Source organism: Proteus faecis, from assembly GCF_030286765.1.
In the GTDB taxonomy this organism is placed as follows: Bacteria; Pseudomonadota; Gammaproteobacteria; order Enterobacterales; family Enterobacteriaceae; genus Proteus; species Proteus faecis.
Map to the genome: position 1 here is coordinate 301,199 of NZ_JASVWV010000002.1, position 15,226 is coordinate 316,424.

The 15,226-nt window shown below is 33.2% G+C and carries 13 protein-coding genes and 1 tRNA gene; 9 read left to right on the plus strand and 5 right to left on the minus strand.

The window, feature by feature from the left end:
- Positions 1-152 precede the first annotated feature (152 nt).
- The 5 genes from prfB to QSH13_RS05395 all read left to right on the plus strand — a co-directional run bounded on the left by prfB (position 153) and on the right by QSH13_RS05395 (position 5,854).
- Positions 153-1,251, plus strand: a protein-coding gene (gene prfB / locus QSH13_RS05375) for a peptide chain release factor 2 (protein WP_109371064.1) whose coding sequence is annotated in 2 segments (ribosomal slippage) — positions 153-227 and positions 229-1,251 — 1,098 coding nt in all. Because the reading frame shifts where the segments join, the coding sequence is not laid out codon by codon here.
- 8 nt (positions 1,252-1,259) lie between these two features.
- Entirely contained in the window at positions 1,260-2,774 is a 1,515-nt protein-coding gene (gene lysS, locus QSH13_RS05380) for a lysine--tRNA ligase (protein ID WP_109396866.1), read from the plus strand.
- A 189-nt stretch (positions 2,775-2,963) separates the two neighbouring features.
- Positions 2,964-3,037 (plus strand) — tRNA-Gly (locus QSH13_RS05385).
- Positions 3,038-3,281: 244 nt separating this feature from the next.
- Complete coding sequence (locus QSH13_RS05390; RefSeq protein WP_196544291.1) at positions 3,282-3,755, plus strand: GNAT family N-acetyltransferase; 474 nt, start codon at positions 3,282-3,284, stop codon at positions 3,753-3,755.
- A 548-nt stretch (positions 3,756-4,303) separates the two neighbouring features.
- On the plus strand, positions 4,304-5,854 hold the full coding sequence (locus tag QSH13_RS05395) for a methyl-accepting chemotaxis protein (RefSeq protein ID WP_196544290.1): 1,551 nt from the start codon (positions 4,304-4,306) through the stop codon (positions 5,852-5,854).
- 345 nt (positions 5,855-6,199) lie between these two features.
- Here the strand turns inward: QSH13_RS05395 and QSH13_RS05400 are convergent, their stop codons facing one another.
- From QSH13_RS05400 to QSH13_RS05410, 3 genes are all read right to left on the minus strand, one after another.
- Positions 6,200-6,403: a hypothetical protein gene (locus tag QSH13_RS05400; RefSeq protein WP_109396863.1), complete on the minus strand. Its 204-nt coding sequence runs from the start codon at positions 6,401-6,403 to the stop codon at positions 6,200-6,202.
- A gap of 308 nt (positions 6,404-6,711) precedes the next feature.
- Positions 6,712-6,921: a sigma-S stabilization anti-adapter protein IraP gene (locus tag QSH13_RS05405; protein WP_109406637.1), complete on the minus strand. Its 210-nt coding sequence runs from the start codon at positions 6,919-6,921 to the stop codon at positions 6,712-6,714.
- 502 nt (positions 6,922-7,423) lie between these two features.
- Positions 7,424-7,972: an NADPH-dependent FMN reductase gene (locus QSH13_RS05410; protein ID WP_196544288.1), complete on the minus strand. Its 549-nt coding sequence runs from the start codon at positions 7,970-7,972 to the stop codon at positions 7,424-7,426.
- A 442-nt stretch (positions 7,973-8,414) separates the two neighbouring features.
- Here QSH13_RS05410 and QSH13_RS05415 point away from each other — a divergent pair, with 442 nt between their 5' ends.
- From QSH13_RS05415 to QSH13_RS05425, 3 genes are read left to right on the plus strand one after another with little or no spacing between them, the layout of a single operon-like run.
- Positions 8,415-8,924 carry a YuaE family lipoprotein gene (locus QSH13_RS05415; RefSeq protein ID WP_260619488.1) on the plus strand — a complete coding sequence of 170 codons (510 nt, stop codon included), beginning with the start codon at positions 8,415-8,417 and terminating at the stop codon, positions 8,922-8,924.
- A gap of 5 nt (positions 8,925-8,929) precedes the next feature.
- On the plus strand, positions 8,930-10,441 hold the full coding sequence (locus QSH13_RS05420; RefSeq protein ID WP_286038905.1) for a coiled-coil domain-containing protein: 1,512 nt from the start codon (positions 8,930-8,932) through the stop codon (positions 10,439-10,441).
- Positions 10,442-10,457: 16 nt separating this feature from the next.
- Positions 10,458-11,636, plus strand: a complete 1,179-nt coding sequence (locus tag QSH13_RS05425; RefSeq protein ID WP_286038906.1) for a hypothetical protein — start codon at positions 10,458-10,460, stop codon at positions 11,634-11,636.
- A gap of 57 nt (positions 11,637-11,693) precedes the next feature.
- On the opposite strand, the gene QSH13_RS05430 is transcribed toward QSH13_RS05425, so the two are convergent.
- Both QSH13_RS05430 and QSH13_RS05435 read right to left on the minus strand, forming a co-directional pair.
- On the minus strand, positions 11,694-12,506 hold the full coding sequence (locus QSH13_RS05430; RefSeq protein WP_109396858.1) for a T3SS regulon anti-activator ExsD domain-containing protein: 813 nt from the start codon (positions 12,504-12,506) through the stop codon (positions 11,694-11,696).
- A gap of 150 nt (positions 12,507-12,656) precedes the next feature.
- The gene (locus QSH13_RS05435) at positions 12,657-13,493 is read right to left on the minus strand and encodes a helix-turn-helix transcriptional regulator (protein WP_109396857.1); all 837 of its coding nucleotides are present in this window, start codon (positions 13,491-13,493) and stop codon (positions 12,657-12,659) included.
- A 1,202-nt stretch (positions 13,494-14,695) separates the two neighbouring features.
- Between QSH13_RS05435 and QSH13_RS05440 the strand changes: the two genes are divergently transcribed.
- Positions 14,696-15,211 carry a bactofilin family protein gene (locus QSH13_RS05440; protein WP_228407228.1) on the plus strand — a complete coding sequence of 172 codons (516 nt, stop codon included), beginning with the start codon at positions 14,696-14,698 and terminating at the stop codon, positions 15,209-15,211.
- The last annotated feature ends 15 nt before the right edge of the window (positions 15,212-15,226 follow it).

Below are 15,226 nucleotides of genomic sequence, written 5' to 3' on the forward strand. Positions count from 1 at the left end.
TTTTGTGATCTAAAGAGTAACGTTGTTATGGTAACAACTATCTGATAGGCAATTGTATATAAATGCTATAAACCCGCTGATATATCCGTTACAATATGCGGTTCAAAATTTATTCCAATTGTTTTTTGAAAACAACATAAAGATGAAAAAGTATGTTTGAAATCAACCCAGTAAAACACCAAATAGAAGAAGTCTCTGAAAGAACAAATGTTCTCAGGGGGTATCTTTGACTATGATGCCAAGAAAGAGCGTTTAGAAGAAGTTAACGCTGAATTAGAGCAACCTGATGTATGGAATGAGCCAGAAAGGGCACAAGCATTAGGCAAAGAGCGTTCATCTCTTGAGGCTATCGTAGAAACAATCGATCAGTTAGAGCAAGGACTAGAAGACGTTTCTGGTTTACTTGAATTAGCAGTTGAAGCTGATGACGAAGAAACATTTAACGAAGCTATTGCTGAATTAGATGGTTTAAATAAAAAACTTGAGCAATTAGAATTCCGTCGTATGTTCTCTGGTGAATATGACAGTGCGGATTGCTATCTTGATTTACAAGCCGGTTCCGGTGGTACAGAAGCGCAAGATTGGGCAAGTATGCTGATGCGTATGTATTTACGTTGGGCTGAATCAAGAGGCTTTAAAACAGAAATTATTGAAGAATCTGACGGTGATGTTGCCGGATTAAAATCAGCGACTATCAAAATTATTGGTGAGTACGCTTATGGTTGGTTACGAACAGAAACAGGTGTGCATCGCCTAGTTCGTAAAAGTCCATTTGACTCAGGTGGCCGTCGCCATACCTCATTTAGCTCTGCCTTTATTTATCCTGAAGTTGATGACAATATCGATATTGAAATCAACCCAGCTGATTTACGTATTGACGTTTATCGTGCTTCAGGTGCGGGTGGACAGCACGTTAACAAAACAGAATCTGCGGTTCGTATTACTCACGTTCCAACAGGTCTTGTCACTCAATGCCAAAATGATCGCTCTCAGCATAAGAACAAAGATCAGGCAATGAAGCAGATGAAAGCGAAGTTATACGAGCTAGAAATGCAGAAAAAAAATGCAGACAAGCAAGTAATGGAAGATAACAAGTCCGATATTGGCTGGGGTAGTCAAATTCGTTCTTATGTTCTTGATGATTCACGTATTAAAGATTTACGTACTGGTGTGGAAACGCGTAATACACAAGCAGTATTAGACGGTGATCTTGATAAATTTATTGAAGCTAGCTTAAAAGCGGGCCTGTGAGGAAAAACATGTCGCAACAGCAACAAGGTGCGGAGCAGGCACCTGATTTAAATAACGAACTGCAAACACGCCGCGAAAAATTATCCGCTTTACGTGATAATGGTAACGCATTCCCAAATGATTTCCGCAGAGATTCTCTGTCTAACGAATTACATCAAAAGTATGATGCAATGAGTGCAGAAGAGTTAGAAGCAGCGAATGTGGAAGTTTCTATTGCAGGTCGTATGATGACTCGCCGTATTATGGGCAAGGCATCTTTCGCTACATTGCAAGACATGGGTGGCCGTATTCAGCTTTATGTTTCTCGTGATGATTTACCAGAAGGTATCTATAACGAGCAATTTAAGAAATGGGATCTGGGCGATATCTTAGGTGCTCGTGGTCGTGTTTTTAAAACGAAAACGGGTGAACTAAGTGTTCACTGTACAGAAGTGCGCTTATTGACTAAAGCATTGCGCCCGTTACCAGATAAATTTCACGGTTTAGCTGACCAAGAAATGCGTTATCGTCAGCGTTATTTAGATCTGATCTCTAATGAAGAATCGCGTAAAACTTTCCAAATTCGTTCGCAAGTTATGGCGGGTATCCGTCAATTTATGGTGGACAAAGGCTTTATGGAAGTTGAAACGCCGATGATGCAAACCATTCCAGGTGGTGCGAGTGCGCGTCCGTTTATTACTCATCATAATGCGTTAGATATCGATATGTATCTGCGTATTGCACCTGAGTTATATTTAAAACGTTTAGTTGTGGGAGGGTTTGATCGCGTATTCGAAATCAACCGTAACTTCCGTAACGAAGGTGTATCACCACGTCATAATCCTGAGTTCACCATGATGGAACTCTATATGGCGTATGCGGATTATCGTGACCTGATTGAATTAACTGAAGAATTATTCCGTACATTAACAGAAAAAGTACTTGGTTCTTCATTAGTGAAATATGGTGATCAAGAGTTTGATTTTGGTAAACCATTTGCCAAATTAACTATGAAAGAGGCTATCTGCAAATATCGTCCAGAAACTGTAATGGCTGATCTTGATGATATGGATAAAGCGGTTGCTATTGCTCAATCTATTGGTATTAAGATTGAAAAAAGCTGGGGTTTAGGCCGTGTTCAGTGTGAAATTTTTGAGGAGGTTGCAGAAAGCCACTTAATTCAACCAACTTTCATCATTGAATATCCTGCTGAAGTTTCTCCATTAGCCCGCCGTAACGATGATAATCCATTTATCACTGATCGCTTCGAATTCTTTATTGGTGGTCGTGAAATTGGTAATGGCTTCTCAGAACTCAATGATGCACAAGACCAAGCTGAGCGTTTTGAAGAGCAAGTTCGCCAAAAAGAAGCCGGTGATGCAGAAGCAATGTTCTTCGACCATGACTATATTACGGCATTAGAGCATGGCTTGCCGCCAACCGCAGGTTTAGGTATTGGTATTGACCGTATGGTGATGTTATTTACTGACAGCCATACTATTCGCGATGTTATTTTATTCCCTGCAATGCGTCCAAATAAATAATTGTTATTCTAAACTAATTCTTAATTAACGAATGACAATGAATGACAATATAGTAATAAAGCCACCAAAAGGTGGCTTTATTATTTTTAAAAACAAATGGTTATATTTTTATTGATGATTAAATAGTCATTTGAATAAGAAGAGGGATTGTCGTTCAATCAAGGAGGCGTATAATCAAGAAAATCCAATGCGGGCGTAGTTCAATGGTAGAACGAGAGCTTCCCAAGCTCTATACGAGGGTTCGATTCCCTTCGCCCGCTCCAAATAATCTGCAAACTCACTCCTCAACTTTTTATAGTTCAACCCGTTTGTTAATACACCATTTCCCCAAATTATGACTATATTAGAAATTTATTCAATCTATGTAATAGATTGAATTAAATCGATTTATTTTTATCAATGGGATAGAAATTATAACAAGATGATATGATTTAGTGTATTTTTATAAGTATAAGGTTAGAGTATTGCCGTTTTTTACTTAATATATTATATAACTTAGGAAATCATATGCATTTAGAGTTCAAAAAACTCTCCCAGATAGATCCCTCACATATTGTAGAACTCAATAATCATCCTGCGGTTTTACGACAAATGCCTTTGGGGAGCCCTGATTTTGATATTGAAAAAAGTATTCTATGGGCAAAAGATAAAGACTCTCAATGGCATGATAATGGGTATGGTCCTTGGGCATTTGTTATTGATGGGGTGTTTGCCGGATGGGGCGGGCTTCAAAAAGAAAATGATGATGCAGATCTTGCATTAGTGCTTCATCCCAAATTTTGGGGCGTCGGTAAAATAATTTATGCTGAAATTATTCGTAGAGCATTTGATGAAATGAATATTGAAAGTATCACGATTTTACTTCCGCATTCAAGAAAGGTAGCAAAAACAGTTTCTCGTTATGGATTTAAACCTGATGGGGAGATTTGTTTAGAGGGTATCAGTTTTCAGCGTTTCAGATTATTTTCATATAAAATATAGCATTGCTTAACTCTATTCATATGCAGAGCTTGATTTTGTATCAACCTCGACATCAATGCAATTTGGTGGTGGATTTAAAATAAAACAACCTAGTGACGAATGACAATCAAGGTATTGCTATAAAAAGATGACACTGCAAGAGAGCCGAATGTTGCTATTGGCAATGATCTTTTGGGTATAGAAATAAATGGTTGGGGATCATTAAGTCCCCTGTTACGTGTATAAATAGTTTGCTTTAAAAGACTAATAGCCCCTTAAAATTTATTTTCTCTTCAAATATTTTTTCTTTAACTATTCTTATTTGTTCTTATCGCAATCATTATATCAACATTATGATTTTAAATGATTTTTTGTTTTTCATATAGAATTATAAAAAATGATATATAAGTAACATTTTTGCTTCCCACACCTAACTCTTTTTATGTATATAAAATAAAAAACCAATTTATAAAAAACTTTAGTAAAAAATTAAAATAAATTGAAAAAGTGTCGATAAGAGTACATTACACCCTATTGGGATTACTTTATCTTGTTAGTTGAGAAATTCGATGCAGAAACTTCGTAACATTACTATTCGTCTAATGATGATAATCATACTGGGGACTTTATGTGTGTTATTTGGCAGTGTTAGTTTTTATAGCGCTTGGTCACTATCGCAAATATCTGAAGGTAATCAATCTGATAATCAAATAATTAAGCAAATGGCTGCGCTCAGCCTGGGAAATGATCAGTATTTTCGGTTTACTTCTCGATTAAACCGCCTCGTTGAGGAAAAAGCAAAAGGCAAAGACGTCGATTTTACGCAAGCACAGCTGGCGATGGAAAATATGGAAAAACAGATTGCATATATGAAATCTGTTTCTCCTGGTCCGATGGATGCAAAAGTATCAAAAGAGTTAATGGATGTATGGCAAGCGCTTTTTGAGCAAGGTGTAAAAAAGCAGATGGAATTAGCTCTCAATGGCACCATAGAGCAATATGAACATCATGCAAAAAATGTAACGCCGGTATTGAGTCGTGAATTAGGTAACGTGAGTGAAAACTTTAATAATGTCGCAAATATAAAAATTGATAATACGATTAAAGAGGTGGATGGACTTATTGAAGTGACACAAATTGTTATTATTATTAGCGCTATTTTAGGGGGCGGGATCCTTATTCTCACTGATCGTTATTTAGTGTTAATGCTACAAAAACCACTCGAAAGCATTCGTCAACATTTTGTGAAAATTACAGCAGGTGATCTGAGTCAACCACTAGAGCCTTTTGGTAATAACTGTGCAGGGCGATTAATACCGTTATTAAATGATATGCAAAATAGCTTACATGACGCGGTAAGTACGATCAGAGTGGGAAGTGATAATATTTATCGTGGTGCATCTGAAATTGCAAGAGGGAATAACGATTTAGCTTCTCGTACTGAAGAGCAAGCAACGGCATTAGAGCAAACAGCAGCAAGTATGGAAGAGATAACAGCTGCTGTTAACCAGAATATGGAACATGCTTATCAAGCGAGAGAATTGGCTGAAGTTGCATCAGTGACTGTTGAAAAAGGTAATGAATTAGCTGAATCTGTTGTAACAACAATGGATGGGATCTCTAATAGTTCAAGTAAGATTGCTGATATCATCAATGTTATTAATAACATTGCCTTTCAAACGAATATATTAGCTTTAAATGCGTCAGTAGAAGCGGCAAGAGCGGGAGCTCATGGTCGAGGATTTATGGTTGTCGCCAATGAAGTGCGTAATTTAGCAGGAGATAGTGCTAAAGCAGCGAAAGAGATTGAAGCCCTTATTGCTGATTCTACAACACGGGTAACAAAAGGTGCAAGATTAGTGAGTGATATGGAAAAAATGATGGAAGACATTTTGACGGGAGTTAAACAGGTAACGTCAATAATGAAAGAAATCACGAATGCATCTGAAGAGCAAAGTAAAGGTATTGGTCAAGTGAGCGTGGCTATTACCCAAATGGATGGTGTAACGCAACAGAATGCCTCTTTAGTTGAACAAGTTTCCGCAGCGGCCATTTCATTAGAAAGGCAAACTGAAGAATTACAGTTATCGGTACAAAAATTCAATCTTGCTCATCGTTGATATAAAAAATGTATAAATATGTGTCTAAGGTGGTAAGTTTTTACTCGTTAGACGCATAACATAATAAATATAAAGTTTAAATTAATCATTGATTGAGTGTTAAAACAGCATAGTTTATGATTTCTTTTATGAGAAACAGAAAGTTATGCCCAAATTAAGTGAGTTATAAATAATAATGTTATTTTATTTATACTCAATTAATAAAAAAGTACTTTCTATTTTAATTCTTATAATCAATCAGTGATTATGTTATAGCTTGAGGCGATTTAATTTTTTAAATATTCAGATCAAATCCTCTCTATTATAAATAATAAGATAGGTTGTTAAAGAACACAGAATCAATGTTTAGAGCATTTTTTTTATATATTGTTCTGTCTTGCTTATAACATCTTGATATTGAGGATGTTCGAGATAAGCATCATTGACGGTCTTATTTATATCATGGATTACTAATTCTTTTTGTTTATCTGTCAAAGTCAATAACAAGGCTTTTAAAATTACTTTCATTGCCGCAATTTCATACGCGATATTGACAACTTTTTTTTCCATAAGAACCTCAAAAGAACGACAATTTATTGCTGTTTGATAAATTATTTCTCATATTAATTAATTAGTTAATAAAATCCAAGAAAAAAATAAATTGATAAAAAAATATACATTTTTATCGCGTTTTATATTAAAACAGTAAATGTGAGGATATTTGGAATTTGAAAAATAGATGTTCAGTAAATTTAACTTAGCATTGTATTAATAGGGGGGGATCACGGAATATCCTATATAAAATAATCAATAGGATGCTATTAATACCCTACAAAATTAGGGGGTAAATTTTATAGCTATAGTAAATATCATTTTCATTAGGGCTGAGTAAGTTTCTTCACGTATTGTTCAGTTAAGTTAATAACTTCATTGAGCTGAGGGTATTTGTTCGATGTGTCCTCAAGCACTACAGATATATTGCCCAACATATCTCTTCGTTGTTTATCACTTAGCGTGGAAAGTAAAGATTTGATAACAATTTTTAGAGCGGCAATTTCGCATTCAATTTCTTTTAAATTTTTATCCATGATTTACCTGCCAGTATTTAATGGGTGAGTAATATAGGTAATTTTTTTGTTTATCACAATTATAGAAACGTATTATTTAGAGATATATCGCACATTATGGCTAATATTTTAACCTAATATAAAATATTAAAAATAATTATCAAATTGTAAATTTTATATGTAGCTGTAGATTGAAGCTTTATTGATATTCTCTAACGTTATAATGAATCAGATAAATGATTAAATTTGATCTCAAATCCAGTTCTCTTTAAATGGCTTTATTGTTGGCTGTATAGTAAACAATTCTTAGTTGTAATAATAAGAATATATCTTTTAAAGATAATCTATTTTTGTCTTATGTTATTTTATATTGAAGTGAACAAAGGGAATAGTTACTTGTTGCCAATGAAGGATGAGATTTTTTATTTGTCAGTAGGGATATTATAATCCAATAAATTACATTAGCTCTGGTGATAAAAAAGAAAAGAGCTTATATTTTTATATAAAGCTCTTTTGGGGGGGATTATTGATTATTTTGTTTCACAAAAACAACATAGGCATCAACCCAGTTTTGTATAAAACTTGCTGTTTTCTCTGAAAACTTCCCATTCTCAACCATTCCGTCATACCATTTTAGATAACATTCTGGCTGATTTAGTGTTGGCATATTCAAGAAGGCTAACGAATTACGTAAATGCTGTTGAGCTATTGCGGTACCAATATTACCCGTTGAAACACCAATAATACCAGCTGGAATTTTATTCCAAGCATTTGTTCCATAAGGGCGAGAGGCTTGGTCAATCGCATTTTTAAGCGCACCAGGTATCGAGCGGTTATATTCCGGTGTGATAAATATGATACCTTGGCACGCTTTTATTTGCTGTTTGAAATCAATAACAGAGGAGGGGGTATTGCTGTCATCATCTTGGTTATAGAGAGGAAGAGTACTAATATCAATAAACTGACAGGTAAATTCTTGAGGAAATAATTTAATTAAGGCATGTGCTGTTTGTTTATTAAACGAATCGTTTCTTAAACTACCGACAACGATACCAATTTTAAAATGGCTCATCTTAGTTCTCCTATTTGGAAGGATAAAATGAATATCAATTCTTATATTAGATATTCATTTTTTGATTCTATCTTTGTATTAAAAAACGGCAACAGAATATAAGTGTATTTTTACACGTAAATTGTGTAACTAAATGATAAAATTCGTATTATTATTTTTATAATTATCTGGTATTATCTTATTAATATAAAAACGAACAGTTTATATGACAACGTTTTTGCTAAATAAATCCGATATTCAAAAATTGATGCATTTAGTGTGATGTAAGTAGTATTTTAAGAAAAAAAATGAAATGAAAGGAGCACTCATTGAAAACAAGGGTGCTAGTTTATTTATTTAGTATGCAGTTATGCAGTAGGTAATAGAAAATTATAATAAAATGGCTTAAAATGCGACAACTCATATGCTCTTATTTAAGTCTGATCGGAATTAAGGAAAAATGATGTCCTTATTACAAAATAAAAAGAATGTCCTCGCTGTCTTTATGGCAACCAGCGTCTTCGCATTATCTGGGTGTGCGTGGACTGATAATTCTCGTCCAGTTGAAACGCCTGCTCCAGCACAAACTACACAGCCAGTAGCACAAACTCAACCAGTAGCAATAAATCAACCAGTGGCAGTTGCACAACCACTTTCTATGGCACCAACATCAGAGTCTGTAGATGGTGGTGTAGATACAGGGAAATTGGGGTTAGCACCACAAAGTGCTTGTATCAAACAACTTGATTCTTTGAAAACTTTTTCTCCATCTGACTATAAATCTATGATGAGCTCATTTAAAGAAATTAGCGAAATCAATGCGATGTACCGTAGTGTTCAAGGTACAGCAAGTAAAGATAGCTTAGATTTATTAAAAATGAGTATTGAATCAAAAACAGAAGTTTTATGTGCAAAAGTTCGCTATTTGTCGATTATGTCAGTTAATTCGACATTAAAAAAATTAGGTGAATAATTACTATGAAATTAAAGCAGAGTGTTTGTCTCGCTTTTATGCTGTTTCCAACACTATCGTTTGCCAATAATGAGTTTAATTCTGTTATTGAAGATTTTGACCGTTATTTTGAAACGCAAGAGCCAATTAAAATTGAGCCAAAAACATCTGCTACAATTTCATCTTCAACGAGAACTGGTCAGGCTAATCGTGGCGTGAACCGCACTACAACAGTGGCTCAACAAACAAAACCAGAGCAACGAGTCAAACCTTCTACGCCAGCTAAAAATGATAATCAGACAATTGAGTCTGTTAAGACCCCTGATATCACGCTGGCAGAAGATTGCCCTGTGTTACCTGTTAATTATTCCGAATTAAAGAGTGATTACACTCGTTATTTAACACCGTTACTTTCATTTGTTCCGATAAAACCACAATTTACACCAGAGGATCTTAATCGTTATAGTTACCGAAATAATGCAACGGTTTATAATCCGTTAGCTCTTTATTCAAAAGAGAGTTATACAAAGCCTCAACGTAATGACAATTTCTTGTTAGATATTATTCCAGGAACATTTTATTCTGTAACGGCCATTCCTTTTCACTTTGCATATCAGTTCAATCGTTCTGTACTCGACCATAAACAGCCTCTTTTTAATAAAGAGCTATTAAATCGTTTAGCAGATACGAGAAATAAATACCAATCGCTGTATCAAAAATACACAGAGCAGGCATCGATAACAAAAGAGCATTTAGAAAAGCTTCAAAATGCAAATAACCAAATTAAACAACTTGAATTGGCGCTGGCTGAAACAGAAGAAAAGTTAGCTACAGCGAACAACTTACTTACTGATGACACGTTAAAACAGGCGGTTGCCAAGCTACAAAGTGATTTAGAAACAATACAAAAAGAGCGAGACTTATTAGTTAAACAATTAGCTGAAAAAGAGAACGTATTACAGACAACAACAGTAAAAAATACAGAGTTAGCAAAACAGCAACAAGATTTTGAAAAACAAGCGGGAATACTTAAAGCCTTAGAGGAAAAATATACTCAGCTTGAGCAAGAAAAAGAGCAATTACAATCTCAGTATCAGCAGGCTCAGGCTCTGTTAAAAGATGACAGCGCCAAAAAAGAGATTGATAAATTACAAAGTTCACTTGAAAGCATTAAAGTAGAGCAAGAGAAGTTAATTAGCCAATTAAATGACAAGCAGGCATTACTCGCTAAAATTAAACAAGAAAAAGAAACAATACAGGCTCAGTATGTCGAATCTCAGCAATTGCTAAACAGTAACAATAAGCAAAAAGAACAAGAATTAGCTAATTTAGAAACAGAAAAAAATAAAGAGATAGCAACATTAGAAAATTCGTTGTCAACAATCACGACAGAGCAAGAAAAATTAACTAACCAACTCACCAATGTACAAAATCAATTAGCAACAATAAAGAAAGAAAAAGAAGATGTGCAGACTCAACTTACACAGGCTCAACTATTGTTGAAAGATGACTCTGCGAAAAAAGAGATAGATAGATAGATTACAAAGTACATTATTGAAAATTACATCAGAGCGTGAAGATTTATCTAAAGAACTTGCATTAAAAGTAGCAGATGCAGAAAAGCAGCAAGACGCTCATAGCAAACTTGTTGAAGAACAACGAAAAGAAATAGCACAACTAAAAACACAAGTTGAAAAAAGTAATCAGGAGCAAATTCAACTTAATAAATCGCTTTTAGCTGTTCAACAGCAAAAAGAGCAAGTGGATGAGAAATTAAAAGCGATCCCAGAATTAAAATCACAGTTAGATAATAAAGTCACTGAATTAGCGGACTTGAAGAAAAGTTTATCTGCTGGTGAAAAAGCATTTGAGAATTTAATTACTGATAAAAATAATTTGATAGCTAAGTTAGAGAAAGCACAAAATGAGTTATCGAATAAATATCAAACATTAGATACACAATTTAAAGAGAATAATATTGCGTTAGCTCAAGTTACCACGAGCAAGACAGAGAGCGAGAAAGCTTTAGTATTGCTAGAAAAACAACTTACTGAAAAGCAAAATACAACGGATAAATTGATTGCTCAATTAGCTGAAGCGAAAACACAATTAGAAAAACAAAACACAGAAAACACCCAACAAATTAGTAAATTAAAGCAACAGCAAACAGAATCTATTACTAAATTAAATGAGCAAATTAAAGCAAAAGATGCTGAGTTAGCGAAAGTTAACACAGATACTAGTAATATTTTAAAAGAGAATAAAACGCTAAAAGAGCAACTGGGAAAAATGGCAGGCGAAGGGCAGATGATTGCAGGGCAACTTGCTTATGCTTATTCGATTATTGGAAAAGATAATGCTCAACGCAATAAATCCATTTTATCTGAGATCCAAAAACAAAATTACGTACAATATGATGATAATACCTATTTTAAAATATTAAAACAGGGTAAGCCTGTGGCTTCAATTGCAGGTAAAGCCGTTGTATTTACAATGCATGAAGAGTTGACAGACGGTACTGTAACTATTAATTATGATAAAGCTAAGCCGCTTATCTTACCTTACCGTCAACTGCCATTACCACTGAATACCTTTATTGCAAAAGCGGGTATCAATGGTAAAGCCAAAATTTATATAAAACCAGGTGGCGGTTATGGGAAAAATGGTGTACCAGGACAGGTACCACCAGAATCCATGTCTATCGTGACAATTGAGGTTTTAGATATTAAATAGAATAATAAAAACTAACATTAGCTCTTCTTTTTTATGTAGAAAGGAGTAGTGTTTTTATTATTGCCATAAATATTCATCGTTCTTTAAGCAAAGTTCTCTTTCTAGTAGCCAATCCTTTAATTTTTTGCAGTTTTCAGGATGTTCCGGAATACTATTTAAAATATTCCATAGCGGTTTTATTAATTCAGAATTTGGTGTCGTTTTTCTGATGTAATCTAAAGTATTATTGATTTCAACGTTAAAGATAGGTTCATTTTTCCAGTGTTCGATCAATAGCTGACCTTCTTTTTGTAATAACTCATTGATAGCTAAGAGTTTAGATTTGTCAGATTCTAACTTTGCGTCTATTTGTTCTAAAGATAAAAAAGAATCATCACTATATGATGGTTGTTTTTTCTCAAATAACTTAATATTATTAAATTGTTTAATTTGTAATTCTAAGATCCTTTTTGTTTCATAAAGAGGAAATATCTGAGGTGTCACCTGTTTAACCCACCAAATAAATAATGGTTTTATGACAACTTGAATTAGGCGAAAATGCAAGGAAAGTATTACCTTTGCCTTTAATTTTTCATCCCAGTCGTTTACGCTAAAAATAGCATTTGGTGTTTCTAAATTAGAAATATGCTTTAACGTAATAATATGACGTATATCTTCTTTGCTGATAGGGACAAAACAATGCTTTTTACGTAAAAACCAAGTCGAGCGTAATAAATTATCTAAGCTCTCACGATAGATAAAGCGTGAAAGAATTTTTATTTGATGATTGTTAGTTTCTTGATACTTACTAACAATATCTTTATTAAAAAATAAAGAAAACTGTAAATTGAATAAGTTATCTACAGTTTCTTTATCTTGAGTAGCTAACATCTTTCTTAATAAATCCAAATAATCGTAGTAATGGATTTGAGGATTAAAGTTATTTTCAATTATCACGATATACAACTCACTCTTAAAAATACATTTCGAGTATTCTATATGTGAATTGGGCTTTTATATTGTGATATTCGGTTGGATTTTTTATAATTTTGATCTGATATTTCTCGCTTTACTTGGCGTCATATTAAAACGACGGTGATAACTTTGTGTAAAGTATGATTGGCTTGAAAAGCCTGATTCCATTGAGATATCGACAATGCTCATTTCAGTGGTCAGTAGCAGTTGATGTGCGTAAATAATTCGTCTTTCACAGATCCATGTTCTTGGTGAAGTACCATAAACATGATTAAAAAGTTCTTTGAACGTTGTTAATCCCATCCCAAACTCTCGGGCAAATTGTTTGAGCTTCCAATTTTTTAAATGATTTTTTTCCATAAAAATCTTTAAGCGGTCGACTTGACGATGGCTAAGTTGACGCAATAATGCCATTAAGTCAGAGCCATTTTCAGTTGAAAGCAATAGAATTAAAAGTTCTTCAATACGTAATTGAGTGAAAGCTTTAGGGCAAGATTGAGCAGTCAGGTATTCAAAGCCATTACTACAAAACTGAATAAGAGGGGAGTTTTGAAAGCAAATAAAAGCACTAGAAAATTCGTCATCTCTTTCTATTTGGCACAAGATATCGTTGTGCTTAGACATGAAGTCTCTTAAGAAGTCATCAGAAAGAGGGATATAAATAATATCGGTAGGTTCTGCACCTTGTGTTTTTATTGTATAGCTACCTTGCTGTAGAAAAAGAACTTGGTTTTCGTTAATTGTCACTGTGTCAGTACAGTTTTGCAATGTAAGTGCATTCTTTTGGATAAGAAAGAGCGCTTTTTGTTCATTTTCGAGTATTTGGTATTGCGGATAAAAATAAGATCTTTTTTGAATATTACAATCATATAGATCGGTTTTGTCACACTGTATTGTATTCATTTTTCGCCCAAAATTACTATATAAGTATCACTGTATTTTTATAAAGGTAAATATCTGAATATTTATAAAAACACTTCTTTATTATTGAGTGTTATTAAAAATAAAAAAGAGACTATTTTCTTTAATTTGATGCGGTTTTTTTTTAGATATTAGGCATTGTTCTTTGTTTTGATAATTTAAGATAAGTAATTTTGTTAATTTAATGACATTCTTTATAAATTGCAAAAAGAAATTAAATATGGATAAATTTTTTCTGTAAGGTGTTCAGTAATAATATGAGTGTTAATGTAATTAATAATTTACGTTTTATGTTGGGGAGGATAAAACTCATATATAACAATCAGTTGATTTTATTTTTTTCTTTACAGTGTAAAAAAATAATAAATGCATTTAAAATACAAATTTTATTATAAATGCCATTTTGTAATAAACTTGATAATAAGATGTTGTGGATAATTTAAAGAAATTAAGTGTTATATATAAATATAAAGAAGATTAAAATTGAAAAAGAAAATTTAGTTGCCATTGGTTATATTAACCAATGTTACTATATACCATTTATATATGACATGATATAAGTTTTAAATCATAAAATAGTGCATGAAAAATTTATTACTTACCTATTTATCTCGTTTTTGCCTTTAATTTTCATTGTTATTGTGACAATGTTCTCATATTTCTTTTTGCTAAAATTTAGATGAATTCAATTCTATATGCTGAATTTTTTTGAGTAAGTTTTTGTAAGTATATTGAGATAAGCAAAAAAATGTTAATTTTTAATGAAAAATATTTATCTAAATAAACTGATAATTATCACGATTTATTCACATTAAATGCAGGTTATTTAAATAATGAGTTTTTTCTTTAATCAAATTAAATTAAATTTTATTTTGATCAAAGAACAATGCAAAAAACTAAAAGGTAATAATAGGCTTATTGCTGGCATTATGCTTACCGTTTGTTTATTAGAATGGTGAATGTGTAAGTATATTTATTGTCAGGGATGGGAGGTAAGGATATAGCTAATTATGGATAATAAGCGAACACTGCGAAATATTATATTGAGCGGGATATGGATAATTTGGACTCTTGCCTTAATTGCTTTTTGGCGTTATGAGGTAGCTGGCGAATTTTTGATTATTCTAATCCTAATTTTTAGCATTATTATTTATTCTATGACGTTGAGGTTAAAAAAAGCCACTATGTTTAGTCGTAAAACAGAAACACCAAAAGCAGCAGAGCCTGTTGCACCAGTAATAACAGAAGAGAAAAAACCGATGCCAGAGCAAAAATTATACACAATTATTGCAAAAGGAACGGTATTCCAAGGTGATATTAATGTTGAAGGCGATATCCAAATTTGGGGTAAAGTAACCGGTAATATTAATGTTAAAGATGGCGTTATTCGTGTTATGCATGCGGGACAAGTTGAAGGTGAATTAACAGCACCTGATATTATTATCGATGGTTTTGTAAAAGGTATCTGCGCTGCAAATAATTTAGATATTTTAGAGCATGGTGAATTACGAGGTACTAGCCGTTGTGGCAGTATGTCCATTAAACGTGGTGGTATTTTTACTGGGCAATCAGAGCAAGTTGAACATCAAGCAAAATCAGTTGCTCAACAACGGGTTGTTTCAATAAAAGAAAGCTCTAATGCAAATAAAGATAAAGTTGTTGCTTCAGTAGAAAATCAACTAAAAGAAAACAAAAAATAAAGTACCATTTTTCTT

Excerpts from the sequence above, each read along its gene's own strand:
- QSH13_RS05430 (WP_109396858.1), bottom strand. The coding sequence starts at position 12,506 with ATGTTAGCTACTCAAGATAAAGAAACTGTAGATAACTTATTCAATTTA.
- QSH13_RS05410 (WP_196544288.1), bottom strand. The coding sequence starts at position 7,972 with ATGAGCCATTTTAAAATTGGTATCGTTGTCGGTAGTTTAAGAAACGAT.
- QSH13_RS05440 (WP_228407228.1), top strand. The coding sequence starts at position 14,696 with ATGTTTAGTCGTAAAACAGAAACACCAAAAGCAGCAGAGCCTGTTGCA.
- QSH13_RS05400 (WP_109396863.1), bottom strand. The coding sequence starts at position 6,403 with ATGGAAAAAAAAGTTGTCAATATCGCGTATGAAATTGCGGCAATGAAA.
- QSH13_RS05415 (WP_260619488.1), top strand. The coding sequence starts at position 8,415 with ATGTCCTTATTACAAAATAAAAAGAATGTCCTCGCTGTCTTTATGGCA.
- QSH13_RS05420 (WP_286038905.1), top strand. The coding sequence starts at position 8,930 with ATGAAATTAAAGCAGAGTGTTTGTCTCGCTTTTATGCTGTTTCCAACA.
- lysS (WP_109396866.1), top strand. The coding sequence starts at position 1,260 with ATGTCGCAACAGCAACAAGGTGCGGAGCAGGCACCTGATTTAAATAAC.
- QSH13_RS05435 (WP_109396857.1), bottom strand. The coding sequence starts at position 13,493 with ATGAATACAATACAGTGTGACAAAACCGATCTATATGATTGTAATATT.
- QSH13_RS05405 (WP_109406637.1), bottom strand. The coding sequence starts at position 6,921 with ATGGATAAAAATTTAAAAGAAATTGAATGCGAAATTGCCGCTCTAAAA.
- QSH13_RS05390 (WP_196544291.1), top strand. The coding sequence starts at position 3,282 with ATGCATTTAGAGTTCAAAAAACTCTCCCAGATAGATCCCTCACATATT.
- QSH13_RS05395 (WP_196544290.1), top strand. The coding sequence starts at position 4,304 with ATGCAGAAACTTCGTAACATTACTATTCGTCTAATGATGATAATCATA.